Annotated in this window: 19 protein-coding genes; 11 read left to right on the top strand and 8 right to left on the bottom strand. The window is 73.1% G+C overall.

The genetic code is table 11. The features are described from left to right. Positions 1 to 20: 20 nt before the first annotated feature. Positions 21 to 1202 carry a damage-control phosphatase ARMT1 family protein gene (locus tag BFF78_RS10730; protein ID WP_069783514.1) on the top strand — a complete coding sequence of 394 codons (1182 nt, stop codon included), beginning with the start codon at positions 21 to 23 and terminating at the stop codon, positions 1200 to 1202. Here the strand turns inward: BFF78_RS10730 and BFF78_RS10725 are convergent. Both BFF78_RS10725 and BFF78_RS10720 read right to left on the bottom strand, forming a co-directional pair. Further along, the gene (locus BFF78_RS10725) at positions 1195 to 2457 is read right to left on the bottom strand and encodes a cytochrome P450 (protein ID WP_069778099.1); all 1263 of its coding nucleotides are present in this window, start codon (positions 2455 to 2457) and stop codon (positions 1195 to 1197) included. The two genes, BFF78_RS10730 and BFF78_RS10725, sit on opposite strands and share 8 nt — an antisense overlap. Further along, entirely contained in the window at positions 2454 to 3266 is an 813-nt protein-coding gene (locus BFF78_RS10720) for an alpha/beta fold hydrolase (protein ID WP_069778098.1), read from the bottom strand. The genes BFF78_RS10725 and BFF78_RS10720 overlap by 4 nt, the downstream gene beginning before the upstream one ends. A 360-nt stretch (positions 3267 to 3626) precedes the next feature. Between BFF78_RS10720 and cyc2 the strand changes: the two genes are divergently transcribed. Then, on the top strand, positions 3627 to 5789 hold the full coding sequence (gene cyc2, locus BFF78_RS10710; RefSeq protein ID WP_069778096.1) for a germacradienol/geosmin synthase Cyc2: 2163 nt from the start codon (positions 3627 to 3629) through the stop codon (positions 5787 to 5789). Positions 5790 to 5839: 50 nt separating this feature from the next. On the opposite strand, the gene BFF78_RS10705 is transcribed toward cyc2, so the two are convergent. Further along, the gene (locus BFF78_RS10705; protein ID WP_069778095.1) at positions 5840 to 6562 is read right to left on the bottom strand and encodes a CTP synthase C-terminal region-related (seleno)protein; all 723 of its coding nucleotides are present in this window, start codon (positions 6560 to 6562) and stop codon (positions 5840 to 5842) included. Positions 6563 to 6656: 94 nt separating this feature from the next. Here BFF78_RS10705 and BFF78_RS10700 point away from each other — a divergent pair, with 94 nt between their 5' ends. The 4 genes from BFF78_RS10700 (at position 6657) to BFF78_RS10680 (ending at position 10742) form a co-directional block, all read left to right on the top strand. Beyond that, complete coding sequence (locus BFF78_RS10700; RefSeq protein WP_069778094.1) at positions 6657 to 7538, top strand: LysR family transcriptional regulator; 882 nt, start codon at positions 6657 to 6659, stop codon at positions 7536 to 7538. Positions 7539 to 7715: 177 nt separating this feature from the next. After that, on the top strand, positions 7716 to 8291 hold the full coding sequence (locus BFF78_RS10695; protein WP_069778093.1) for a PDZ domain-containing protein: 576 nt from the start codon (positions 7716 to 7718) through the stop codon (positions 8289 to 8291). Positions 8292 to 8599: 308 nt separating this feature from the next. Beyond that, on the top strand, positions 8600 to 9739 hold the full coding sequence (locus tag BFF78_RS10685) for an aminopeptidase P family protein (RefSeq protein WP_069778091.1): 1140 nt from the start codon (positions 8600 to 8602) through the stop codon (positions 9737 to 9739). 64 nt (positions 9740 to 9803) lie between these two features. Continuing rightward, on the top strand, positions 9804 to 10742 hold the full coding sequence (locus BFF78_RS10680) for a phosphotransferase family protein (RefSeq protein WP_069778090.1): 939 nt from the start codon (positions 9804 to 9806) through the stop codon (positions 10740 to 10742). Between the two features lie 742 nt (positions 10743 to 11484). Here BFF78_RS10680 and treZ read toward each other — a convergent pair. Beyond that, positions 11485 to 13230: a malto-oligosyltrehalose trehalohydrolase gene (gene treZ, locus BFF78_RS10675; protein ID WP_069778089.1), complete on the bottom strand. Its 1746-nt coding sequence runs from the start codon at positions 13228 to 13230 to the stop codon at positions 11485 to 11487. Positions 13231 to 13421: 191 nt separating this feature from the next. Here treZ and BFF78_RS10670 point away from each other — a divergent pair, with 191 nt between their 5' ends. Further along, positions 13422 to 13973 (top strand): DUF1707 and FHA domain-containing protein, encoded by a 552-nt coding sequence (locus BFF78_RS10670; RefSeq protein ID WP_069778088.1) that lies wholly within the window; start codon positions 13422 to 13424, stop codon positions 13971 to 13973. Between the two features lie 108 nt (positions 13974 to 14081). After that, positions 14082 to 14516 (top strand): subtilase-type protease inhibitor, encoded by a 435-nt coding sequence (locus BFF78_RS10665; RefSeq protein WP_069778087.1) that lies wholly within the window; start codon positions 14082 to 14084, stop codon positions 14514 to 14516. A gap of 83 nt (positions 14517 to 14599) precedes the next feature. Here BFF78_RS10665 and BFF78_RS10660 read toward each other — a convergent pair whose 3' ends face one another. Both BFF78_RS10660 and lpdA read right to left on the bottom strand, forming a co-directional pair. Next, positions 14600 to 15850: a M14 family zinc carboxypeptidase gene (locus BFF78_RS10660; protein ID WP_069778086.1), complete on the bottom strand. Its 1251-nt coding sequence runs from the start codon at positions 15848 to 15850 to the stop codon at positions 14600 to 14602. 138 nt (positions 15851 to 15988) lie between these two features. Next, complete coding sequence (gene lpdA / locus BFF78_RS10655; RefSeq protein WP_069778085.1) at positions 15989 to 17431, bottom strand: dihydrolipoyl dehydrogenase; 1443 nt, start codon at positions 17429 to 17431, stop codon at positions 15989 to 15991. Positions 17432 to 17527: 96 nt separating this feature from the next. Between lpdA and BFF78_RS10650 the strand changes: the two genes are divergently transcribed. Continuing rightward, positions 17528 to 18517 carry a LysR family transcriptional regulator gene (locus BFF78_RS10650; RefSeq protein WP_069778084.1) on the top strand — a complete coding sequence of 330 codons (990 nt, stop codon included), beginning with the start codon at positions 17528 to 17530 and terminating at the stop codon, positions 18515 to 18517. 394 nt (positions 18518 to 18911) lie between these two features. Here the strand turns inward: BFF78_RS10650 and treY are convergent, their stop codons facing one another. Beyond that, positions 18912 to 21254 (bottom strand): malto-oligosyltrehalose synthase, encoded by a 2343-nt coding sequence (gene treY / locus BFF78_RS10645; RefSeq protein ID WP_069778083.1) that lies wholly within the window; start codon positions 21252 to 21254, stop codon positions 18912 to 18914. 147 nt (positions 21255 to 21401) lie between these two features. After that, the gene (gene glgX, locus BFF78_RS10640; RefSeq protein WP_069778082.1) at positions 21402 to 23513 is read right to left on the bottom strand and encodes a glycogen debranching protein GlgX; all 2112 of its coding nucleotides are present in this window, start codon (positions 23511 to 23513) and stop codon (positions 21402 to 21404) included. A 195-nt stretch (positions 23514 to 23708) separates the two neighbouring features. Here glgX and BFF78_RS10635 point away from each other — a divergent pair, with 195 nt between their 5' ends. Both BFF78_RS10635 and BFF78_RS10630 read left to right on the top strand, forming a co-directional pair. Beyond that, the gene (locus tag BFF78_RS10635) at positions 23709 to 24500 is read left to right on the top strand and encodes a Tat pathway signal sequence domain protein (protein WP_069778081.1); all 792 of its coding nucleotides are present in this window, start codon (positions 23709 to 23711) and stop codon (positions 24498 to 24500) included. 48 nt (positions 24501 to 24548) lie between these two features. Then, the gene (locus tag BFF78_RS10630; RefSeq protein ID WP_069778080.1) at positions 24549 to 25871 is read left to right on the top strand and encodes a copper amine oxidase; all 1323 of its coding nucleotides are present in this window, start codon (positions 24549 to 24551) and stop codon (positions 25869 to 25871) included. Positions 25872 to 25962 lie beyond the last annotated feature (91 nt).

Raw genomic sequence — 25962 nt, 5'->3', positions numbered from 1 at the left:
CACGCGATACGGTGACGGACATGCCCCCCACCCCGTTCGCACCCGTGATCCTCGGCAACGAACCCGGCTCGTTCCCGCACAGCGTGCTGGCCGAGCGGCACCCCGCGATCATCAGGCAGGTACGGGACGCCTTCCCCTACGGCCCCGGGCAGCACCGGGCACTGGACGAGTTGCTGAAGAGCTGCACCGAGGGAACGGTCGGGCCGCTGCCCGCCGATGCCCCGGACCGGGCCCTCTGGCAGCGGTGGGGCCTGGCCGACCACGCCGGACGTTCCTGGTACGACGTGCCGTGGCTGTGGTCCGAGAGCTACTTCTACCGCCGGCTGCTCGACGCCGTCGGCTGGTTCGGCCCCGGCGCCTGGCAGGGAGTCGACCCCTTCCGGCCGTTCAAGCGCGCCGAACTCGACGCACCCGCCACGGACGAGGAACTCACCGCGCTGGACGCCCTGCCCGGCCTTCCGGAGGAGGAGCGGGCGCACGCCCTGCTGCACGGCTCGCTGTGGGGCAACCGTGCCGACCTCGGCTTCCGGCTCTCCGCCGAGGGCGCCGGGACCCGGGACCCGGCCCCCGCGCTCGTCGCCGACGACAGCGAGGCCCTGTGGTCGCTGCTGCCGCCCGGCGGCACCGCCACGCTGGTCCTGGTCGCGGACAACGCGGGCCGCGAACTCGTCCCGGACCTGCTGCTGATCGCCCACCTCCTCGCCGAGGGCCGGGCCGCGCGGGCGGTGCTGCACGTCAAGCCGTACCCGTACTACGTCTCCGACGCCACCACCGCCGACGTCGTCGACGCGCTGCACCGGCTGCGCGCCGCCTCCGGTGCGGCCGCCGGGTACGCGCGCGTGCTCTGGTCGGCCATGGCCGACGGCCGCCTCACCATGCGCGCGCACCCGTTCTCGTGCGCCCCGCTGCCGTACGCCGAGATGCCGGACGACCTGCGGGCCGAGTTCGCCGCGGCCACGCTCACCGTCTTCAAGGGCGACCTCAACTACCGGCGCCTGGTGGGCGACCGGCTGTGGGCGCCGACCACACCTTTCCAGGAGACGACCGGTTACTTCCCCGGCCCGGTCGCCGCGCTGCGTACCCTGAAGTCCGACGTGATCACGGGCCTGTCCGCGGCGACCGTGGCCGAGCTGGAGGCGGCCGAGGGCAGGCGCTGGCGCACCGGCGGCACCCACGCGCTGATCCAGGCCGATGTCACATGACCTGCAACGGCAGTGACTTGATGCCGTTGATGAAGTTCGACACGAGCCGGTCGGCCGGGCCGGCGGGCCGCACCTCGGGGACCGCGCGCAGCACCTCCTCGTAGAGCAGCCGCAGTTGCAGCCGGGCGAAGTGGGCGCCCAGGCAGACGTGCGGGCCGTCGCCGAAGGACACATGCGGGTTGGGGGAGCGGGCGAGGTCGAGGCGGGCGGGATCGGCGAAGACCCGCTCGTCCCTGTTGGCCGAGGCGTGGAAGACCACGACCTTGTCACCGGCCCGGATCCGCCGCCCCGCCAGCTCGGTGTCCCGCGCGGCGGTCCTGCGGAAGGTCAGCACCGGCGGATGCGAACGCAGCAGCTCCTCGACAGCAGTGGGGAGTTCCGCCTTCCCCGCGCGCAACGACTCGTACGACTCCGGATGTTCCGCCAGCGCCAGCAGACCGCCCGGGGCCGCGCTGCGTACGGTGTCGTTGCCCGCGACGGTGAGCAGGAAGAAGAACATCTCCAGCTCGGTGTCGGCGAGTTCGGCGTCGTGGGCGAGTGTCGTCATGATGTCGTCGGCGGGATACTGTCGTTTGTATACAGCCAACTGTCTGGCGTATGCGAACATGTCCTCCAGCATCGCCGGGGAGCGCGGATTGACCGGCTTTCCCGACTCGTCCAGCACGGGGGAACCGGCCTCGTCCGGGTCCTGGTAGCCGATGACCCGCTGTGTCCAGCGCAGCAGCAGCCGCCGGTCGCTGTCCGGGACGCCCAGCAGATCCGCCAGGTTGAGCAGCGCGTACTCGTCGGTGACCGAGGCCACCAGATCGGCCGTGCCGTCTGCGACCCGCGCCTGCCGAAGCGCCCCGGCGAGCAGGGTGTGCGCCCGCTCCCGGGCGAGCGCCGCGAACCGGTCGATCCGGCCCGGTGTGAAGGCCCGGCTCACCAGCCGCCGCAACCGCCCGTGCTGCGGCGGGTCCTGATTGAGCATCATCCGGCGGATGAACGGCAGGTCCGCCGGGTCCGGGTCGCGGATCTGGGTCGCGCCGAGGCGGGAGGAGTACGCCGTCGCGTCCTTCAGCACCCGGACGACGTCCGCGTGCCGGGTCACCGCCCAGAACCCCGGCCCGGCCGGCCAGCCCAGCACCTCCGGCTCCTCCTGCCAGGCCACCGGATGGTGGTCGCGCAGCACGCGGTAGTCGTCGTGGGGCACACCGACGGCGTACCGGCGCGGGTCGAACACGTCGGGCACCGGCGGGTTCTCGGGCACGCTCACGCGGGCTCGCTCTCGTCGGCCGGGGCGATCGCCGGGTCTTCTGCGTCGGCTCGCAGGAAGTCCTCGACCACGCGGACCAGGTCCAGCGGGCACTCGTCCATGGCGTAGTGCCCGGCGGACGGCAGCGCCACGAGTTCGGCCCGCGGATACCAGGACATCCAGGTCTGCCGCATGACCTCCGGCGACAGGGCCGGGTCCAGTTCGCCGGCCACGGCAAGGGCCGGGATCTCGCTGCCCTCGACGGCGGCGTGGAAGTCCTCACCCGACCAGGAGTCCAGCCAGGCCCGGAACGCCTTGGCGTCGCTGCGCTCCAGGGAGCGGGCCACCATCCGGTCCAGCCAGGCGGCGGGACGCCGGCCCCCGGTGGTGAAGTCGATGATCGCGCGCCGGTTCTCCGGCCGGTGCGCGGCGTCCGTGAACAGTGCGTCCTGCTCACCGGTCAGCGGCACCCCCGAAGCGGGTACCGGGGAGACCCCGACGATCCGGCGCAGCCGCTCCGGGACGGTGGCCGCCAGCCGTTGGGCCACCGCGCCGCCCATGGAGTGCCCGATCACCGAGAACCGCTCCCAGCCCAGCCGGTCGGCCAGCTCCGCCAGGTCCCCGGCCGCCTCGGCCGTCGTGTACGCGCCCGGCGCGTCCCGGGCCTCGCCGTAGCCGCGCAGGTCCACGAGGGCGTAGGTGAAGGCGGTGCGGTCGAGATCCGGCAGGACAGGGGCGTACGCGGACCGGTCGGCGAACCAGCCGTGCACCGCGAACACCTTGTGGGCGCCGTCGCCGTGCACCTCATGGGGCAGCACAAAGGAGGTCATGCGCCTACCGTGGCCCGCCCGCCGGGGCGCGGCAAGGGCACGGACGGGGCATACCGGCGGGCCGCGCGGTGGTGCCGTACCCCAACCCGTGGGTCCGGCCCGGCGAGCGGCGACGTCATGCGCGTCGGAGTGGCACCGCACCGTCCGTGGCCCCGGCCGGCGGACGGGACCGACGACGCCGTCGAGACCACCCGAACGGCCGAGGAACTCGGCTTCGACCACGTCATCGCCCGTGCTCACCCACCCCTGAACGCCCACGGCCGGAGGCGAAAGTTCCCCGATCCGGGGGTGGTTCACGCGATGGTGTGATCATGTCCTGTGCGGTGGATGGGCGTCGGGGACCGCGGGTAGGGCCCGGCCATGACGCAGCCGTTCGAACTCCCGCACTTCTACATGCCGTATCCCGCGCGGCTCAACCCGCACCTCGACGAGGCCCGTGCCCACTCGACCGAGTGGGCGCGCGAGATGGGCATGCTGGAAGGCTCCGGGATCTGGGAGCAGGCCGACCTGGAGGCGCACGACTACGGGCTCCTGTGCTCCTACACCCACCCCGACTGCGACGGACCCGCTCTCTCGCTGATCACCGACTGGTACGTGTGGGTGTTCTTCTTCGACGACCACTTCCTCGACATGTACAAGCGCACCCCGGACCGCGCCGCCGGAAAGGCCCACCTGGACCGCCTGCCGCTGTTCATGCCGCTCGACCTGTCGACTCCCGTGCCGGAGCCGGAGAATGCCGTCGAGGCGGGACTGAAGGACCTGTGGGAGCGCACGGTCCCGGCGATGTCCGTGGACTGGCGCCGCCGCTTCTCCGTGGCCACCGAGCACCTGCTCAACGAGTCGATGTGGGAGCTGTCGAACATCAACGAGGGGCGGATCGCCAACCCCGTCGAGTACATCGAGATGCGCCGCAAGGTGGGCGGCGCCCCCTGGTCGGCCGGCCTCGTGGAGTACGCGACCGCCGAGGTGCCCGCCGCCGTCGCCGGCACCCGGCCCCTGCGGGTCCTCATGGAGACCTTCGCCGACGCCGTCCACCTGCGCAACGACCTGTTCTCCTACCAGCGCGAGGTCGAGGACGAGGGCGAGAACAGCAACGGCGTGCTCGTGCTGGAGGAGTTCTTCGGCTGCACGACCCAGGAGGCCGCCGAGACCGTCAACGACATCCTCACCTCACGCCTGCACCAGTTCGAGCACACCGCGCTCACCGAAGTCCCCGCCGTCGCCCTGGACAAGGGCCTCACCCCGGCCGAGGCCGCCGCGATCGCCGCCTACACCAAGGGACTCCAGGACTGGCAGTCCGGCGGCCACGAATGGCACATGCGCTCCAGCCGCTACATGAACAAGGGCGCGCGCGACGACTCGCCCTGGCAGCTCCCGAGCGGCCCCGGCGTCTCGGCCGCCGACGTCGGCGCTCTCCTCGCCTCCGCCGCCCAGGAACGCCTGCGCGCCTACACCCACCTGCCCTACCAGAAGGTCGGCCCGTCCATCCTGCCCGAGTTCCGCATGCCGTACCGGCTCGAAGTGAGCCCCCACCTCGACGCCGCCCGCCGCAACCTCGTCGGGTGGACGCACCGCATGGGCATCCTCGAGGAGGGCGTCTGGGACGAGGACAAACTCGCGGCGTACGACCTCGCGCTGTGCTCCGCCGGACTGGACCCGGACGCCACGCCGGAAGCCCTCGACCTCAGCGCCCAGTGGCTCGCCTGGGGCACCTACGGCGACGACTACTACCCCCTGGTCTACGGCCACCGCCGGGACCTCGCCGCCGCCCGGCTGACCACGGCCCGGCTGTCGCAGTGCATGACCGTCGAGGGCGAGCCGGACCTCGTCCCGGCCGACGCGATGGAACGGGGGCTCATCGACCTGTGGGTGCGTACGACGGCCGGGATGACCGCGGAGCAGCGGCGCACCCTGAAGGCCGCGGTCGACGTGATGACCGAGAGCTGGGTGTGGGAGCTGTCCAACCAGTTGCAGAACCGCATCCCCGACCCGGTCGACTACCTGGAGATGCGGCGCGCCACCTTCGGCTCCGACCTCACCCTGAGCCTGTGCCGGATGGGGCACGGCCCCGCGATCCCACCGGAGGTGTACCGCAGCGGCCCGGTGCGCTCACTGGAGAACGCCGCCATCGACTACGCCTGTCTCCTCAACGACATCTTCTCGTACCAGAAGGAGATCGAGTTCGAGGGCGAGATCCACAACTCCGTCCTGGTGGTGCAGAACTTCTTCGGCGTCGACTACCCGACCGGACTCCGTGTCGTACACGACCTGACGACCCAGCGCATGCAGCAGTTCGAGCACGTCATCGAGCACGAACTGCCCGTGCTGTACGACGACTTCGAGCTGTCGCAGGAGGCGCGGGCCGCCACGGACGGCTATGTCCTCGACCTGCAGAACTGGCTCGCCGGAATCCTGAACTGGCACCGCTGCGTCGACCGCTACAAGGCCGAGTGGCTGGGCCGCCGTTCGCACGGCTTCCTGCCCGACCGCGCGCCCGCAGTACCGGCCCTCGCGCTCGGCTGACGGGCGGGGATCGTCGCGTACGGAAGAAGCGGGCCGAGGGGCGGTGGGCGTCACGCCGACCGGCTGAGCCCGGACGCCGCGTGCTCGGCCGCGGCTCGTGCCAGTGCCCGGACCATCGGGTGCGGGCGCGAGCCGTCGCCGGCCAGCTCCGGCTGGAACAGGGAGGCCAGGAAGAAGGGGTGGCCGGGCAGTTCGGCGACCCGTACCTGCCCGTCCTCGTCGTGCCCGGAGAACCGCAGACCATGGGCGCGCAGCGTGTCCAGGTGGCGGGTGGGGCCGTAGGCGCAGAAGTACCGCTCGACCGTGCGCGCCGAGCCGATCACGGACTGCGCCAGCGAGCCCGGCTCGATCGTCACCGCCGCCTCATGGCCGACCAGTGAGCAGGCCAGCGGCTCGATGAGCGGGTCCGCGGCGTCCGGGTCGTTCTCGGCGTGCGCGACTCGGGTCAGACCGCAGACGTCGCGGGCGAACTCCAGCAGCGCGTGCTGGAAGCCGCCGCACGTGCCCAGGAACGGAATGCCCTCCTCGCGCGCGGTGCGCACGGCCGCGAGGACACCCGCCTCGCTGCGGTACGGGCTGCCCGGCAGCACCCACACGGCGTCGAACCCCCGGACCGCGCCCTCGGCCTCGGCCTCCTGGGAGGGGATCCAGTACGCGTCCAGGACCAGCCGGTCGCGCTCGGCGAGCGCCTCCAGCAACCGCGGGATCCGGGTGTGCGACAGGACGTGGGGCGAGCGGTCGCCGACGAGGGCGAGGGTGGCGGTGTTCGTCATGGCCGTCATCCTCGGCCCGAGCGCGAGTTCACGTCCAACGATGATTTCTGCATGGTCGATAAGCAATCCTGATGGTGATGGGATTCTGGGCGGCATGGACCCGCATCAGCTGCGCACGTACGTCACCGTGGCCCGCCTCGCCTCCTTCTCGGAGGCCGCCCGCGAGCTGGGCTACACCCAGTCCGCCGTCTCCCAGCACATCGCCGCGCTCGAACAGGATCTGGGCGCACCCCTGCTGACCCGGCGGCCCGTCGCGCCCACCGCGGCCGGTGAGCGGCTTCTGGAGCACGCGGGCCCGCTGCTGCTGCGCCTGGACGCGGCCCGCGCCGACGTCGTCCGCATGGCCGCCGCGCCCCAGCAGGGCCTGACCCTCGCCACCACCCCGACCGCGCTCGGCGCCGGTGTCCTCGCCGTCCTCCCGCCGGCCGGCGTCATCCTGCGCGTCCTCACTCGCGCGCAGATCCCGGCCGCCGTCGCCACCGGAGCCGCCGATCTCGGCCTCGTCGACGGGCTCGCCGCGCCGAGCGATCCGCTGCGGCTGCCGGACGTGGCGCCGCTGACCACGCTCGGCATCGCCGAGGAGCCCGTGAGCGTCCTGCTGCCCGCCGGGCACCCGCTGGCCACCCGCCCCGGCCTGCGCCTCGACGACCTCGCCGACGCCCGCTGGCTCGACGCGCCCGACGCCGCCCTCCCGCTCGACCAGCTGCGCGCCGCGACCGGCGGCGGCGCCTTCCGCCCCGCGCTGCGCTACGAGGGCACCGACCTGCGCACTCTCACCGCGCTCGCGTCCGCCGGACACGGCCTCACCCTGCTGCCCCGCGCCACCGCCACCGCCGTCCCCGGCACGGTCGCCGTCCCGCTCACCGCACCCCGGGTCGTCCACCGCACGGAACTGGTCCACGGCGGCAGCCTCGGCGGAGCGGCGGCGGAGGTGGTGCGGAAAGTGGTCGGGCGGAAAGTGGTGGGGCGGGTGTGAGGTCGGGCAGCCATCGGGCGCGCGGCCCAGGGTGGTCGCGGGGTGCCTGCCGGATCCCCGCCGGGCGCTCCCCTGGGGCTATGACTACCCTCCGCCACCTTCCGGCCAGTCTCACTCGTTCGTGTCTCGTCGCGGCCCGGCGCCACGGGTAGAGCACCAGCCGGAGGCGAGCGAATCATGGAACAGACTGCGTTGCGTCCCAAGCCGATGCCCGGTCAGGACCCGCGGGAGGGCGGCAGCCCCACTCCCGCCCACCGCCCGCACGCCGCGCCCCGGCGCGGACGGCGGCTGCGGACCGTGCTGTTCGGCCTGGTCATCGGCACCCTGCTGATGCTGTCCGGCGTCGGCATCGGCACGGTCGGCGCCACGGTGATCGGCATGAGCAGGCTCGCCGAGCTGCAGCGCCACGCCCCGTCGGCCGCGCCGCCGGGCCGGGCCGGGCCCACCAGTCCCGCCGCAACTGCGAGCCCCGCCCCGGACGCAACGACCGGGGCGACCCTCGGCGTCGAGGCGGTCGACGCCGAGAAGGCGGGCGCGCTGGTCGTGGGCGTGCACGTGCCCGGCCCCGGCTATGCGGCGGGTCTCGTCCGCGGGGACGTCCTGCTGTCCTTCGGTTCCGCCCGCGTCGACACCGCGGCCGACCTCGCCCGGGCCGTCGCCCATGCCCGGCCCGGCAAGGCGGTGCTGCTCACCGTGCGGCACCGCGGCGGGGGTTATCAGCAGTTGGCGGCCGTACCCGGCGTGGTGACCTGAGCGGGCCCGACAGGGCCTCCTGCCTCTCGACCCCATGGCCGACCTGGCCAACCTGGCCAACCCGGTCAAGGCGACGCCTCGGGCCTTCAGCCACTCCACCCCCTGGCTCCCCGACCTTTCGGTCACCCCGGGGAACCCGCTGGTCACCTTCCGCACCACGCGCCATGATGGCCCCATGCCGAGTCCCTTCTCCGCCTGCCGCACCCCGCGGGGAGCACCGGCGACCGGCTCGCGCGACCCTGTCCGGCCGGGCAGGATGCTGCCCGAGACGCCGCCGCCCGTATCCCCACCCGCGCCCGGAGGCCCGGATGACCGGTAGCACGCCCGCCCGTACCCCCGCGCTCTTCACCGCCGCCGACTACCGGGGCCGTATGGAGCGTGCCGTGCGGTCCGCGGCCGACGCCGGTCTCGCGGGGCTGCTCGTGGCACCGGGACCGGACATGGTCTGGCTCACCGGCTACACGCCCACCGCCGTCACCGAACGGCTCACCGCGCTGGTCCTCACCCCCGGCCACGACCCCGTGCTCGTCGTGCCGACCCTGGAGGCCCCGGACGCCGAGCACGCGACCGGCGCGTCCGCGCTCACCCTGCGCGACTGGACCGACGGCAAGGACCCCTACGCCGTCACCGCCGCCCTCCTCGACGGCCACGGCCGGTACGGCATCAGCGACAACACCTGGGCCATGCATCTGCTGGGCCTCCAGCGGACCCTGCCCGACAGCTCCTACGCCTCTCTCACCGACGCCCTCCCCATGCTGCGCGCCGTCAAGGACGCCGCGGAACTGGAACTCCTCGCAGCCGCCGGAGCGGCTGCCGATGCAACGTTCGAGGAGATCCGCAAAGTTCCCTTCGCCGGCCGCCGCGAGTCCGACGTCGGCCACGACCTCGCCGGCCTGCTGCGCCGCTTCGGCCACTCCCAGGTCGACTTCACCATCGTCGGCTCGGGCCCCAACGGCGCCAACCCGCACCACGAGGTCGGCGACCGCGTCATCCAGCGCGGCGACATGGTCGTCCTGGACTTCGGCGGCCTGAAGGACGGCTACGGCTCCGACACCACCCGCACGGTCCACGTGGGCGAGCCCAGCGAGGAGGAGCGCCGGGTGCACGACATCGTGCGCGACGCCCAGGAGGCGGGCTACCAGGCCGTACGGCCCGGCGTGGCCTGCCAGGAGGTGGACCGGGCCGCCCGCGCGGTGATCACCGACGCCGGATACGGCGCGCACTTCATCCACCGCACCGGGCACGGCATCGGCGTCACCACGCACGAGCCGCCGTACATGATCGAGGGCGAGGAACAGCCCCTCGTGCCCGGCATGTGCTTCTCCGTCGAGCCCGGCATCTACCTGCCGGGCCGGTTCGGGGTGCGCATCGAGGACATCGTCACGGTGACCGAGGACGGTGGCCGCCGGCTCAACAACACGACACGCGAGATGGTCATAGTGGACTGAGAGAGCACCGCGAGACCCAGGAGACACACGCTCCACGACATCCCGGAACGGCGACGCGCGACCCATGACCCAGGCACCGACACCCACCGCGGACACCGTCCGCAGACTGGTCCGTTCGCTGCTCAAGGAGGGCGGCGACGGCACCGGGGGACCCGATGTGCGGCCCGTGACGGAGGGCGGCGAGCACTCCACGTGGTGGGTCGGCACCCGCCATGTGCTGCGGCTCGCCCCCGACCGTGAGGCCTCCCTGCGTCAGCGCCGCGAACTGCGCCTGCGCGATGTGGTACGGCCGCACCTCCCCGTCGCCGTCCCGGCCAGCGTGGCGCACGGTGAGTGGGCACCGGGCCTCGGCTACACGCTCGACACCGTGCTGCCCGGCGGTACCGCCGAGGAGCACGACGTCTCCGCCGTCGGCGAGGCCGACCTCGCCGGGCTGCTCACCGGGCTGCGCGCGGTGCCCGCACGGCAGGCCGAGGGGCTCGGCGTGCCGCGCACCGCGCCGCGGTCCCTGGAGGCGCTGCGCCGCATGGCCGTACACGCGGCCGAACGGCTCGACGCCGCCGACGAGTTCGACGCCGCCCGGCTGCACCAGCTGACCCCGCCCGCCGCGGCCCAGCTCACCGCCCAGCCCGGTACCGCCGTGCTCGTCCACCACGACCTCAAGGGCGAGCATCTGGTGGTCGGCACCGACGGCAGGGTGCGCGGCGTCCTCGACTGGACCGACGCGGCCCTCGGCGACCCCGCCGAGGACATCGCGGGGCTCGTCCTCGCGGTCGGCTCCGGCGCGGCGGTACGCGCGGCCACCCTCGCCGGCTACGGCGCCCGGCCCTGTCTGCGCGGCCTGTGGCTGGCCCGCTGCGACACCGTCATCCGCCTCACCGACCGCATCGAGGGCCGCGACGACAGCCCCCTCCCGCTCCTGCGCACCCAACTGGACCGCGCCTGGGAGCCGATCCTGCTGGAACGCCTGACGGACTTCAAGGAGGACGAGGCGGAGCCGTAGGACGCCGAAGCGGGCGTTTCGGACGCCGGGTCAGGGCGACAGCCCGACGGCCCGGGAGGCGTCACCACCCCCGGGCAGTCATGGCCCGCGACGGCGCCCCGTCTCGCACCGGCGAGGCATGTTGCCCCGTGGCCGTGGACGAAGGCCGCGTCAGGCTGCCACCACCAGAGGACCCGGAGGACGCCTGCAGGTCCTACGGCGCCCCGATCGCCGACGCGCCCCGGACCGCCGGACACAGCGCGCCGGCCCTGCCGGGCCGGTGGCCGGGAGGCTGTGGAGACGCGGGGAGTGGTCACAGGACCGGGGGGTGGAGTCGCGGGGCGCCGATGTGCCGGCCGCGCTTGGGGTATGGGTGGTGGGTGGCCGTCCTGTCGGCCCTCGGAGGCCCGGAGGCCCGGGAGCCCGAGATCGCCGGCGGTGCGCCTTTGGTCGACGCGGGTCGGACGGCAGGGCTGACGACCGTGTGTCGACCCTGCCGTGCCGATGGCCGGGAGGCTGTGATGGCCCCGGAGCCGACCAGCAAGAGCGCTGATCCAGGCGTGCCTTGGAGGCCGCGTGCATCCCTGCCGTCTTGTAGACCGCGCGCCGGGCGGCTCCGGATCCCGGGGGGCGGTGCCGTGGAGGTCGGTGGCCTCGGGGACCGGACGTCACCCCGAGCCCGGGACGGCTCGACGCCTGCCGGGAGCCTGCCCGGAGTCGCGTTGGCTCCGGGCACGGCCCTCGGGCGGCCGCTTCGTCCCGCTCAGGGCTGCGCCAGCACCACGCAGGACTCGGCGGGTACCTGGAGCAGGCCGTCCGGGCCCGGGGTTCCGACCGGCTCCCAGGCCGCCAGGACCACCGCGGGGCGGGTGCCCAGGGGGATCGCCGCCGGTTCCTTGCCGAGGTTCACCGCCACCAGTACGTCACCGCGTCGCAAGGCCAGCCAGCGGGCGTGCTCCTCGTACGCCACCTTCGTGTCGGCCAGGTCGGGATCGGTGAGGTCCGGCTGTTCGTGCCGGAGTGCGATCAGGCGCCGGTACCAGGCGAGCACGCGCGCGTGGGGCTCGCGTTGCGGTTCCGACCAGTCCAGCACGGAGCGGTCCCTCGTCGCCGGGTCCTGCGGGTCCGGTACGTCCTCCTCGGCCCAGCCGTGCGCAGCGAACTCCCGCCGCCGGCCCCGCCGTACCGCCTCGGCCAGCTCCCGGTCGGTGTGGTCGGTGAAGAACTGCCAGGGGGTGCCCGCCGCCCACTCCTCGCCCATGAACAGCATCGGCGTGAACGGCGAGGTCAGTGTCAGCGTCGCCGCGCAGGCCAGCAGACCGGGGGAGAGGTGGGCGGACAGCCGGTCGCCCTGGGCGCGGTTGCCGACCTGGTCGTGGGTCTGGCCGTAACCGAGCAGCCGGTGCGCGGCCACCCGCGAGCGGTCCAGCGGGCGCCCGTGGCGCCGGCCCCGGAAGCTCGAGTACGTGCCGTCGTGGAAGTAACCGCCGGTCAGGGTCTTGGCCAGCGCGGCGAAGGGAGCCTCGGCGAAGTCCGCGTAATAGCCCCGCGACTCGCCCGTCAGCGCGGTGTGCAGGGCGTGGTGGAAGTCGTCGTTCCACTGCGCGTGCAGCCCGAGCCCGTGCTCCGCGCGCGGGGTGATCAGCCGCGGGTCGTTCAGGTCCGACTCGGCGACCAGGAACAGCGGCCGGCCCACCTCCTCGGCGAGGCCGTCCACGGCCGCCGACAGCTCTTCCAGAAAGTGGCACGCGCGCGTGTCGTGCAGCGCGTGCACCGCGTCCAGCCGCAGCCCGTCGATCCGGTAGTCCCGCAGCCACGCCAGCGCACTGCCGACGAGGAACGCGCGCACCTCGTCCGAGCCCGGCGCGTCCAGGTTCACCGCCGAACCCCACGGCGTGTGATGCGCGTCGGTGAAGTACGGCCCGAAGGCGGGCAGATAGTTGCCCGACGGGCCCAAGTGGTTGTGTACGACGTCCAGGACGACACCGAGTCCGAGCGCGTGCGCCCGGTCCACGAATCGTTTCAGCGCCTCAGGGCCGCCGTACGGCTCGTGCACCGCCCACAGCGACACCCCCTCGTACCCCCAGCCGTGCCGCCCCGGGAACGGACACACCGGCATCAACTGCACGTGCGTGACGCCCAGTTCCGCCAGATGCTCCAGCCGGCCGGCCGCGGCGTCCAGGGTGCCCTCGGGGGTGTACGTGCCCACGTGCAGCTCGTACAGCACCGCGCCCGGCAGGGCCCGCCCCGCCCACTGCGTACGCCAGGCGTAGCGCCCGTGGTCCACGACCGCGCTCAGCCCGTCCGGGCCGTCCGGCTGGCGGCGCGAGCGCGGGTCGGGCAGCACCGGACCGTCGTCCAGCGCGAACCCGTACCGCGCTCCCTCCGCGGCCTTCGCCTCCCCCGTCCACCAGCCCGCGCGCTCGGGATCGCGCGTCAACGCGCGCGTGCCGCCCTCGCAATGGAGCGTGACTCGGTCTGCCTGCGGTGCCCACACCTCGAACTGCACGGACGGTTCCCCTTCGTCTGTGATGGATGGCCTGCTCACCGTGATGTCCCGCGATCCCATCGTGCCCGCCCGGACGATCAATCCGCTTTCGAATCCGCCCTTTCCCGGCGGGTGTCGCGGAAGTACCCGCAGATCGGCGCCGATTCCCCGTTTTCTGGACACCCGGGGTTCACTGCCCGACAATCGCCAGCGTGACGTCGTCCTTCGAGTTCTCCACGTACCCCGCGCGGCTGTCCGACGCGGAGCGCGACAAAGCGCTCCAGGTGCTGCGTGACGGCGTCGCCATGGGCCGGCTCTCGCACGACACGTTCGTGCGCCGCATGGAGCTGGCGCTGGCCGCCCGCCGCTCCGACGAACTGGCCGCCCTCGTCGCCGACCTGCCCAGCGAGAACCGTTTCTCCCGCGCGGTCCTCGGCACCGTCGAGGCCGTCTCCGGGTTCACCGTACGGCTGCGCCGGGCCTGGCAGGCCGAGCGGCTGCCCAAGCTGCTGCTGCCGCACCCCGCGCACACCCACCCGCTGCGCATCGGCCGCGACCCGGCCAACGGGCTGCGCCTGAACCACGAGACGGTCTCCCGTGTCCACGCCGAGCTGCGTCGGCAGGCGGGCCTGTGGGTCCTCAGGGACCTCGGCTCCACCAACGGCACCACCGTCAACGGCCGCCGTGTGATCGGCGCGGTCGTCGTCCGGGAGGGTGACCAGGTCGCCTTCGGCAGGATGGCGTTCCGGCTCGCCGTGAGCTGAGCGGCGCCGGCCGGTGGTGCCCGAACGGGCTCACCCTCACGCGCGCGTGCCCAACCGATCGGGTGAGCGGGACTGTGGAACCCGGGCCGGTGTGCCGATGCTTCGGTCATGACGTACATCACCCGACTGACCACGGCCGCCGGCGCCCTGCTGGCCTGTGCCGGTCTCCTCACCGCGGCCCCGGCGCAGGCGGCACCCAGCGCGACGCGAGCGACGTTCCCCCTCTCCGACAACTGGCTCTACCTCACCGTCGCCCGCGGCGAGACCGCCCAGGCCGGCGACAAGCACGGCACGCTGCTGCTGTGCGACCCGATGCCCCTGGGGTACGCGCGCGCGGCCGAGGCGTGTGCCGAACTCTCCTCCGTCGACGGCGACATCGCACGCATCCCCCAGAAGAAGGTCTTCTGCCCGATGATCTTCGCCCCCGTGACCGTCCACGCGCACGGGCAGTGGAACGGACGGCCGGTCGACTACCAGGAGACGTACTCCAGCAAGTGCGTCATGGAGGCACGGACGGGAGCGGTGTTCGCCACGGAGCACTGAGCGGGGCTGCCGGGCGGCTTGGCGCGGCAGGGGCGGTGCGGCTCGGGCGCTGATGGCGGTGCCGTGCGGGCGGCGCGGAGGCCTCACCCCATCCGCTCCCGGGCCTGCTGCGCCGCCACCAGCACCGTCCGGGACTGGTGCTCCACCTGGTGCTCCAACGGCACCCAGCGGGCCCGGAACCGTGCCGCGAAGGCGTCGCACCAGGCGGCGACGAGGTGCTCCAGCCGCGGCGCCGCCCGGTCGTCCGTCTCCCGCAGCACCCGCAGCAGCATCGCCGCCGCCCGCAGCGGCAGCCGCCGCCCGAAGGCGTCCACGCTGCCGACGTACGCCATCGTCGTGCCGGCCGGCGGGGTGTGGATCCAGTCCTCGGCCAGGCCGGGGATCAGCTCCAGCGCCCAGCGCGCCGCCCGCAGCAGCGGACCGTCCGCACCGTCGAGGCGGGGCAGCGCGTCGGTGAGCACGCGCTCCACCTCCAGCGCGTCCCGGAGCAGCCGCCGCGCCAGACGCCGCATCGCCGCCGCCGGTGCCGGGTGCGGCGCCGGATCATCCACCAGGTCACTCGCCCACATCGGCACCTCCACCACGGCCGTCAGACCGCCGTACCGGTGCGCGTGGTACCAGGTGCTGTGCCGGGCGTCGTCCGGCATGCTCGGGTAGGCGGCGCCCGTCTCCGGGCCGGGCATGACATGCACCCCGGGGCCGGAGGCCGGCCAGCCGGCGGCGTCCGAGGCGCCGGTCTCCACCGGGATGTGCAGCTGCGCCGCGGACTTGGCGAACGGCTCGGCGAGCCCCGGCACGTCCCTGGTCAACTGCACCCAGCTGCCGCCCAGATCGGTGCCGTGCAAGGTCACCTGGAGGTAGGGCCGCAGCTCGTCGATCACCCCGGTCAGCGCCCGGGTCTCGGGCGGCAGCCGGTCCGGCGGCAGCACGGACGGCGACCACTCGGGCTGCTCCGCACCCGTCGGCCGGTAGAAGCCGCGGTGGTAGTCGAGCAGGCTGCGCGGCGCCGGCGTCACATGCAGGCTCGCACCGTCGGGATCCGCGCACAGCAGGAAGTGCCAGGACGTGTCCGCCCGCAACTCCCGCTCGCCCAGCACTCTTTCCGCAAGCACCCGCAGGGTGGAGCCCCCGGTCGGCTCGTTGGCGTGGGCGCCGGCCACCACGAGCACCGCCCGCCGGGCGTGCCCCACCGACATCAGGTGCAGGGGTCTTCCCGCGCGCGAGACGCCCACCTGCCTGAGCGAGCACAGCCCGGGTTCCCGAGCCGCCAATGTCTGAGCGAAGGCGACCAGTTCGGGAACGCTGGGGTAGCGCAGCTCCGGCAGAAGACTCACCCCCGACTTGTTCCGCCCGGCTTCGCCCTCCAAGTGCCGCACGGGAAGGGTGAACTGTCAAGCATCCGGTGGGGGAGGCTACCGGGGGCGCCCGGATGGCATCGCGGGGGCGCGGTGCGGGCGGTGCGTGCCGTGCGGTCACTGCTGGTGCAGGCCGCGTCCCGCGAGCGTCAGGAACACCTCGCCCACCGCCTCCGAGAGCGTCGGGTGCGCGTGCACATGCCGGGCCACGTCCGCGGGCTCGGCGTCCCAGCCGACGATCAGCTGGCTCTCCGCGATCATCTCCGACACGTTCGGGCCCACCAGGTGCACGCCGAGCACGGGCCCGTCGCCGGCCTCGGCGACGACCTTCACCATGCCGCCCTGGCCGTGCACCATCCCCTTGGCCACGGCGGTCAGCGGCATCGTGTCGACCTCGACCGCACGCCCACGCGCGCGTGCCTCGGTCTCACTCAGCCCCACCGAGGCGGTCTGCGGCGAGGAGTACGTCACCCGGGGTACGGCCGTGTAGTCCACCGGGGCCGACGGCAGCCCCGCCAGCGTCTCGGCGACCAGCAGGCCCTCCGCGAACGAGGCGTGGGCGAGGCCGAGCGAGGGCGGCGGCAGCAGGTCGCCGACGACATGGATGCCCGGCACGGCCGTCTCCAGCCGGTTCCAGTCCGCCGGTACGACGAACCCCCGCTCGTCCGTCGTCAGCCCGGCCGCCGCCAGGCCGAGGCCGTCGGTGACCGGCACCCGGCCCACGGCCATCAGCAGCCGTTCCGCCTCCACCGTGCGCGTCTCTCCCCGCGCGGTGCGCACACGCGCGCGTACGCCGTTCTCCAGCACCTCGGCGTCCAGCATCCGTGCGCCCGCCTGCACATCGATCCCGCGCTTCTTCAGGCCGCGCGTCAGATGCCGGCTCACATCGGCGTCCTCCAGCGGCACGATCCGGTCCGCGGCCTCGACCAGGGTGACCTCCGCGCCCATGGACCGGTGGAAGGAGGCGTACTCCACCCCGATCGCGCCCCCGCCCAGCACCAGGACGGACGCGGGCAGCTCCGGCGCGAACAACGCGTCGTCGCTGGTCACCACGCGCCGCCCGTCCGGCACGAGCCCCGGGAGCGTGCGCGGGCGTGAGCCGCTCGCGAGGACGATCCCACGGCGCGCGGTGAAGTCGTACACGCCCGGCGCGGAATCCATGCGCACGATCTCCACGCGCACCGTGCGCGTTCCCGTCAGCCGTGCGCTGCCCCGCACCACCTGCACGCCGGCGTGCGCCAGATGCGCCTCAACCCCTTTGTGATTGCGCGCCACGATGTCGTCCCGCGTGGCCACCAGCGCCGCCCAGTCGACCGAGTCCAGCGTGGCCTTCACGCCCCACCGCTCGCGCGCCTCGGCGATGCCGTCGACCAGTTCGGCGGCGTGCAGCATCGCCTTGCTCGGAATGCAGCCCCGGTGCAGACAGGTTCCGCCGACCTTGTCGCGCTCGACGAGGACGACGGCCAGCCCGAGGGCGGCGGCGCGCAGGGCGGTGCTGTAGCCGCCCGTGCCGCCGCCGATGACGACGACATCCGCTGTGTTCGTGCCCTGTGTGCTCATGTCCCCACCCTCCGCCCGCCCCTTGCCATGAGTCCAAGGCAATGTTCTTGTGGGAGCCATGCAGGATGCTTATGGATCCTCAGGGAGGGTACGGAGTTGAGCCTGCGGCAGATGGAGTACTTCGTGACGGTCGTCCACGAGGCGTCGTTCACGCGCGCGGCGGACGCCCTGCACGTCACCCAGCCCGCGCTCTCGCACCAGATCAAGGCCCTGGAGAAGTCGGTCGGTGGCGCCCTGCTGGAGCGCATGGCCCGCGGCGTGCGCCTGACCCCCATGGGGCGGGCCTTCCTGCCGCACGCCGAACTCGCCGTCCGCAGCGCCGCGCAGGCCCGCCGCGCCGCCCGGGCCACGGCCGGCGCCGAGGGCGGCGAACTGCATGTCGCCACCCTGCACTCCCTCGCCGTGGGCGTCCTGCCCGATGTCTTCGCCCGCTGGCGTACGGCGCATCCCCGGGTGCTGCTGAGGCTGCACGAGTACGCCACCGCAGAGGCCCTGGAGGAGGCCGTGCACCGCGGCACCGCCGACCTCGCCTTCGGCCCGGAGCCCGCCGACCCGCCCGGCACCGTCGTACCGGTCGGCGAGGAGGAAGTGGTCCTGGTGGTGCCGTTCGACGACCGGCTCGCGGGCCGTACGACGGTGACGCTGCCCGAACTCGCCGACCGCGCCTGGGTCCGCTGCGCGCTGGAACCCGTCGTCCACGGCGAGCGCTTCCTCGACTGGGCCTGCGGCAAAGCCGGGTTCACACCGCGGACAGCGGTGTGGACCGAGCACACCTCGACGGCCGTGCGCATGGCCGCCGCGGGGGCCGGGGTGTGTGCCGTGTCGGCCGACGTCGTGCGCGGGGCCCTGGGCGATGACTGTGTGATCCTCACCCCCGACCCGGCCTGGAAGCGCCCCCTGGCCGTCTACGCGCGCGTGCCGCCCACCGGCGTGGCAGAGGCCTTCGTGGACATCCTGCGCGCCACCTGGCCCACCCCGCCCCCAACGCCACCCGCCCGGCGCGGCAGGCCCGAACGGCCACACGAGGGAAACGACGAGAGCAACCCGCACCCGCAACACGAGCCGCTCGCCACCCCCACCCGCTGAGCCCCACGCACCCGAGAACCGCGCGGCGCTCCCGGCCCCCTTCGACAGCCACAGTCCCCGGCCGGGCCCTCGGTCCCCGGCAGGCCTCAGTCCTCGGCGGCCCGCGTCGCAGGGACCGCTGGCAGCCGGTCGAACGGGGAGGGACCGTAGCCGCTTTGCCGTGCCTTCCCGCCCGGCGCTCGTGAGCCCGGCGGCGCTCCCGGTCCCCGTCGACAGCCACACTCCCCGGGCAGGGCCCTCAGTCCCCGGGCAGGGCCCTCAGCCCTCGGCAGGGCCCTCAGCCCTCGGCGGCCCGCTCCGCAAGGACCGCTGGCAGCCGACCGCCGGCAGCCGGGCGAACGGGGAGGGACACGAGTCGCTCGCCGCGCCTTCCCGTCGACCCTCCTGGGCGTCCTCACTCCTCCCCGAGCAGCTCCAGCAGCCCCACCGGCAGTCGGTCGAAAAGGTCCGCCACGCGTGCGTGGCCCGTGAACTCCCGGCCCGGTGTGAGGACGTCCGCCCAGCGTCCGGGCGGCAGCGGCAGCCGGGTCTCCTGCCAGCCGCCCGCCTCCGTGAGCCGGAGGGAGAGCCGGGTCACCGCCGTGACCACCTCGCCGGAGCGCGCGAAGGCCACGCAGTGCCCGGCCGCCGGGCCCTCGGCGGTCAGCGGGTCGTACGACGCGGCGGTGCCGAAGGCGGCGGGACGCCGGGCACGCAGCCGGAGCGCCGCCGCCGTCAGTGCGTCCTTCTCACCGGGCACCTCGGGCGGGAACGACACCGGACGCCGGTTGTCCGGATCCACCAGCGCCCGGTACTCGCCCTCCGTGCCCTGGTACACGTCCGGCACCCCCGGCATCGTCAGATGGACCAGGGCGGTGCCGAGCACGTTGGCCCGGATGTGCGGCTCCAGCGCCTTGCGGAACGCGGCCACGCGCTCGCCGGGCGGCCCGCACGGCCCGGCGGCGACGAACGCGGCCACCGCCTCCTCGTACGGCGGCTCCTGCTCCGTCCAGCTGGTGTACATGCCCGCCTCGCGCACATGCTTCAGCAGTGCCTGCTGCACCCGCCCCTCCTCGGCGGGCCCCAGCCCGAACACCGTCTGCCAGGCTGCCCAGGCGAGCTGCCCGTCCGGCGCCCCCTCCTCGGGCAGGGTCACCTCGGCCAGCAACTCCGCCCAGCGGCCGGGGCATTCGGTCAGCACGGCCAGCGCGGCGCGGACGTCGGCGCTGCGCTTGGTGTCGTGCGTGCAGACCACCGTGCCGGTGCCCGGCCAGTCGCGCTGCACGCGCGCGCAGTACGCGTGGAAGTCCTCCGGGGACACCCCCGGCCGGCCCGGATCGCCGCCCACCTCGGTCGCCGACAGCAGCGGCACATAGCGGTAGAACGCCGTGTCCTCCACCGACTTGGCGCGCAGCGCCGACGCCGTCTGCGCGAACCGGGTGCGGAACTCCACCCGGTCGGTGTGATCCGGCGCCGAGGCGTCACCGAGCGGCTCGACCAGCAGCCGGCGCACGATGGAGACGGCGTCCGCCTCCTCGGGCACCACGAAGGCGAGCCGGGCCTCCTCGGCGGCCTCCTCGGTGACGACGGCGGCCGCGTCACCGCAGGCGTACGGCCGGTACACCGGCATCCGCACCAGCAGCTCCTCCACCGCCGTGCGCAGCGCCCAGGGCGCCCGGTCGCGCAGCGCCAGGTCCGGGGAGGACGCGCACAGCCGGGTCGCCACCCGGGTGAGCCGGTCGGTCTCGGTGGCCAGCTCGTGCGTGAGCACCTTGTAGGCGGCCCGCCGGACGGTGGCGTCCCAGTTGCCGCCCCGGTCCGTCTGCGGTGCCGCGAACGCCCGGTACCGGCCCAGCAGTTCGTACGCCCCCGTCCGGTCCGTGAACAGGCCGTCGACCTGGCGCAGGGCGTCGTAACCGGTGGTGCCCGCGACCGGCCAGGACGCCGGCAGGTGCTCGCCGTCGGCGAGGATCTTCTCCACCACCGTCCAGCGCCCGCCGGTCGCCTCGTGCAGCCGGTCGAGGTAGCCGTCGGGGTCGGCGAGGCCGTCGGGATGGTCGATGCGCAGCCCGTCGAGCACGCCCTCCCGCAGCAGCTGGAGGATCTTGGCGTGGGTGGCGTCGAACACCGAGGGATCCTCGACGCGCACCCCGATCAGCTCCGAGATGCTGAAGAACCGCCGGTAGTTCAGCTCGGTGCGGGCCAGCCGCCACCACACCGGGCGGTACCACTGGGCGTCCAGCAGCTCGGGCAGCGGCAGGTCGCGGGTGCCCTCGCGGAGCGGGAAGGCGTGCTCGTGGTAGCGCAGCACGTCGCCGTCGACCACGAGGTGCTCCAGCTGCGAGCCGACCGGACCGCTGAGCACCGGCAGCAGCACCCGCCCGCCCTGCGCCTCCCAGTCGATGTCGAACCAGCGGGCGTACGGCGAGCCGGGCCCCTCGCGCAGCACCTCCCACAGGGCGTGGTTGTGCCGCGGCGCCATGGCCATGTGGTTCGGCACGACGTCGGCCACCAGGCCCAGACCGTGCTCCCGCGCGGTCCGCGCCAGTGACCGCAGGCCGTCCTCGCCGCCCAGTTCCTCGCGCACGCGCGCGTGGTCCACCACGTCATAGCCGTGCGTGGAGCCGGGCACGGCCTCCAGGACGGGGGACAGGTGCAGATGCGAGACGCCGAGCGACGCCAGATACGGTACGGCCGCCGCGGCGGCGGCGAACGGGAACGCGGGCTGGAGCTGCAGCCGGTAGGTCGCCGTGGGCACCCCTGGTCCTGGTCGCGCAGAAGTCATGAGAACCACGTACCCAGCCCGCCGCCTTTCGTGTCATGGCCACCGGCCCGCGGGGCTCGCCCATCCGGCCTACGCCATGGACGGAGCGAGCAACTCGACCGACACTCGGCGCTCGCCCCCCTACGTCGGCCGCTGCAGCACCGTCAGGCTGCGGTCGGGCAGGGTGATCCGGTCGCCCGCGTCGACCTTCGTCCCGGAGCCGGGCGGCACGCCGTCCGGGTGGGCCGTGTCGACGACCACCTGCCACCGGCGGCCGTGGTCGACCGGCACAAGGAAGTCCAGCGGCCCCGGCGAGGCGTTGAACATCAGCAGGAAGGAGTCGTCGGTGATGCGCTCCCCGCGCGCGCCGGGCTCGGAGATCGCGTTGCCGTTCAGGAACACCGTCAGCGCGGACGCCCGCGCCGAGTCCCAGTCCCGCTGGGTCATCTCGGCGCCCTCCGGAGTGAACCAGGCGATGTCGGACAGCTCGTCGTGGGTGCCCTCCACCGGGCGGCCGTGGAAGAACCGGCGCCTGCGGAACACCGGGTGGTCCCGGCGCAGCCACACCATCGCGCGCGTGAACTCCAGCAGGTCGCTCTCCGCGGACTCCGGCCAGTACACCCACGACAGCTCGCTGTCCTGGCAGTAGGCGTTGTTGTTGCCGCGCTGGGTGCGGGCGAACTCGTCGCCGTGGCTGATCATCGGCACGCCCTGGGACAGCATCAGCGTGGCGACGAAGTTCCGCATCTGCCGGGCGCGCAGCGCGAGCACCTGCGGGTCCTCGGTCTCGCCCTCCGCCCCGCAGTTCCACGACCGGTTGTGGCTCTCGCCGTCCCGGTTGTCCTCGCCGTTGGCCGCGTTGTGCTTGTCGTTGTACGAGACCAGGTCGTGCAGCGTGAAGCCGTCGTGACAGGTGACGAAGTTGATCGAGGCCAGCGGGCGGCGTCCGTCGTCCTGATACAGGTCGGACGAACCGGTCAGCCTCGAGGCGAACTCCGCCAGCGTCCGCGGCTCGCCCCGCCACAGGTCCCGTACCGTGTCCCGGTACTTGCCGTTCCACTCGGTCCACAGCGGCGGGAAGTTGCCCACCTGGTAGCCGCCCTCGCCCACGTCCCAGGGCTCGGCGATCAGCTTCACCTGGGAGACCACCGGGTCCTGCTGCACCAGGTCGAAGAACGACGACAGCCGGTCCACCTCGTGGAACTGCCGGGCCAGGGTCGCCGCGAGGTCGAAGCGGAAGCCGTCGACGTGCATCTCGGTGACCCAGTACCGCAGCGAGTCCATGATCAGCTGGAGCACGTGTGGCGACCGCATGAGCAGCGAGTTCCCGGTGCCCGTGGTGTCCATGTAGTAGCGCGGGTCGTCCGTGAGACGGTAGTAGCGCGGGTTGTCGATGCCCTTGAAGGACAGCGTGGGACCCAGATGGTTGCCCTCGGCGGTGTGGTTGTAGACGACGTCCAGGATGACCTCGATCCCGGCCTCGTGCAGTGCCCGGACCGCCGACTTGAACTCCAGCACCTGCTGGCCGCGGTCGCCCCAGGAGGCGTACGCGTTGTGCGGGGCGAAGAAGCCGATGGTGTTGTAGCCCCAGTAGTTGCTCAGGCCCATGTCGGCCAGCCGGTGGTCGTTCACGAACTGGTGAACGGGCATCAGCTCCAGCGCCGTCACCCCGAGCTTGGTCAGATGTTCGATGAGTGCCGGATGCGCGAGTGCCGCGTACGTGCCGCGCAGTTCCTCCGGCAGGCCCGGATGGCGCATGGTCAGGCCCTTGACATGAGCCTCGTAGATCACCGTGTGGTGGTACCCGGTGCGCGGCGGCCGGTCGTCGCCCCAGTCGAAGTACGGGTTGATCACCACCGAGGCCATGGTGTGCGGGGCGGAGTCCAGGTCGTTGCGGCGGTCCGGCGCGCCGAAGTGGTAGCCGTACACCTCCTCGCCCCACCGGACCGTGCCGCTGACGGCCTTCGCGTACGGGTCGAGCAGCAGTTTCGCCGAATTGCAGCGCAGCCCGCGCCCGGGGTCGTACGGGCCGTGCACCCGGAACCCGTACCGCTGTCCCGGCATCACGCCCGGCACGTACGCGTGCCGCACGAAAGCGTCGCTCTCGCGCAGCTCCACCGCCGTCTCCGAGCCGTCGTCGTGCAGCAGACACAGCTCTACTCGGTCCGCGGCCTCCGTGAAGACCGCGAAGTTGGTTCCGGCGCCGTCATAGGTGGCGCCGAGCGGATACGCCTCTCCAGGCCAGACCTGCATGGTTACGACTCTCCCAGGTGTGCCGCCGCCCTGGGGGCGCGTTGGCCCCCGAGTCTCCCCGAAAGTGACGGAACCTCCCGTGACTTGCGTCCCTCTTACCCATCGACCAGCGCACACGGCGGATCTCTTACCCGCAGTGCGCCGAACCAGTGGGGCAACACGTACTCCCGGACGACCACGGGATCAGGGGGACATGTGCGTGAGACTGTGCACCGCCATCTGGGCATGTTAGTGGCAGGAGTGGCCCTCGCGGCGGTGGGGACCGCCGCGGTGGTCGCGATCACCCTGCCGGGCACGGCGGGGGCGGACACCTCGGGTGGCGCGCGAGGCGGCGGTCCGGGTGCGGACGCGGTCCGGCCCGGTGTCGTCGAGCAGGCGCCCGCCGAGGGCCGCAAGGGCAGCGGCCGGGACCCGCTGACCGACGACGAGATCCGGCGGGCCGAGCAGATCGCGCTGAACCGGCAGCTGCTGAACACGGGCGAGAACGTCGACGGCGGCCGCGGGCCGCAGCGCCTGAGCGTCGACCTCGCCGAACCCGAGGCCGGCGAGGCGGACGATCCCGCCGCGCCACGACGGGCCGACATCACGTTCTACGACTACGGCGACGACACCCTCGTCACCAAGACCGTCGACCTGGACACCGGCAAGGTCGAGCGCACCGGCACCCAGCGCGGCGTCCAGCCGCCGCCGAGCCGGGCCGAGAACGCCGAGGCGGCCCGGCTCCTGATCGCCGCCCCGCTCGGCGCGGGCCTGAAGGCGGACTACAAGGACGCCACCGGCCGGGACCTCACCTCCCCGGACCAGCTGCTGCTCGGCGGCGGTATCTACCGGGCCGCTCCGGGAGCCCAGCCCGCGGTACTCGACCAGTGCGGCGTGCACCGGTGCGTCCGGCTGTTCACCAAGGTCAGGAACGGGCCCTGGATCGACACCAGGTCCCTGGTGATCGACCTGAGCGCGCGCAAGGCCGCCGCCCTCGAACGCGGCTGACCGGACGTTTCCTCGTATCCGTACCTCCTGTAAGGGAGCCATTTCGTCATGCCCGAGTACGGAATCCGGCGTGCCCGCAGGGCAGCGGCCGTTGGACTGACCGTGGCCGCCCTCGCCGCCGGCGCGACGACCGCCGCGGGCCCGGCCGCCGCCCGCCCGAGAACGGCCACCGCCGCACCCGCGGCCGACTGCGGTGCCGCCTACCGCATCGAACAGAAGCTGTCCACCGGCACGACCTGGCGCATGTGCTGGCACTACGACAGCAAGGCCGGTCTCGTCCTGGAGAAGATCAGCTACCAGCCCAAGGACGAGCCGGAACCGATCAAGGTCCTGAACAGCGCCAGGCTGGCCCAGATCCATGTCCCCTACGACGACGGACAGCACGAGTACCAGGACCTGACGGACGAGGGCTTCGCCCAGTCGCTGATGAACCTCTCGCCCGCCGAGTGCCCCGGCGGCACCATCAAGACCGTCAAGGTCCCCGACGCCGTGGACCCCCAGCACCCGAACGTCAACGGCCTGTGTACGACCACCCGTTCCCGTGGTCACGCCTACCGCCTGCACGACGACCTCGGCGCGGGCAAGGTCTACCAGGCCCAGGGCAAGGACTTCCTCGTCTACACCGTCAACCAGGTCGGCTGGTACGAGTACATCACCGAGTGGCGTTTCCAGGACGACGGCATGATCGCCATGAACGTCGGCGCGACCGGAAGTCTGTCCTGGGACGACTACGACGCCGGTGACGGCCGCGGCTGGCCCATCGGCAAGGGTGCCAAGGCCTACGCGACCAGCCACAGCCACAACGTCTTCTGGCGGCTCGACTTCGGCCTCGACGGCTCCTCCAAGGCGAAGGTCGAGCAGTACGACTCGGCCGTCAGCCCGCGCGCGGGCGGTCAGGAGGGCCCCACCACCAAGACCACCCGCACCGGGGTCACCAGGGAAATGGCGGCCGACCTGAAGGATTACCGCTGGTGGCGGGTGGTGAGCGCGACCGGCAAGAACAAGGACGGGCACGCCCGTTCGTACGAGATCGTCCCCGGACCCACCACCAAGTACCTCGGCCGCGGCTTCACCAAGCACGACCTCTACGTCACCGAGTACAACCCGTGCGAACTGTTCGCCAGCGACAACGCGGCCTGCGACCGCGGGCACCCCGCATCCGTCGACGCATGGGTCGGCGGACAGGCCCTGACCCACCCGGTGATCTGGATGAACGTCGGTTTCCACCACATCGCGCGGGACGAGGACCAGCAGCCGATGCCGGTGCACTGGCAGGGCTTCGCCATCGTGCCGCGGGACGTGACCGCTATGAATCCGCTCACTCCGCGTGACCTGGCATGGCAGAACGGCCATTGGGGGCCGCGTAGTTGAGGAAAGCAGTTGAGAAACCGACCTGTCCATCCGGCTGCACCGCCGACCCCTCGCGGAGTACCCTTCCTTGATCGTTGAGACTGGGAAAGGC

The sequence above is a fragment of the Streptomyces fodineus genome (assembly GCF_001735805.1).
Classification (GTDB): Bacteria; Actinomycetota; Actinomycetes; order Streptomycetales; family Streptomycetaceae; genus Streptomyces; species Streptomyces fodineus.
This window is presented reverse-complemented; position numbering and strand designations above follow the sequence as displayed.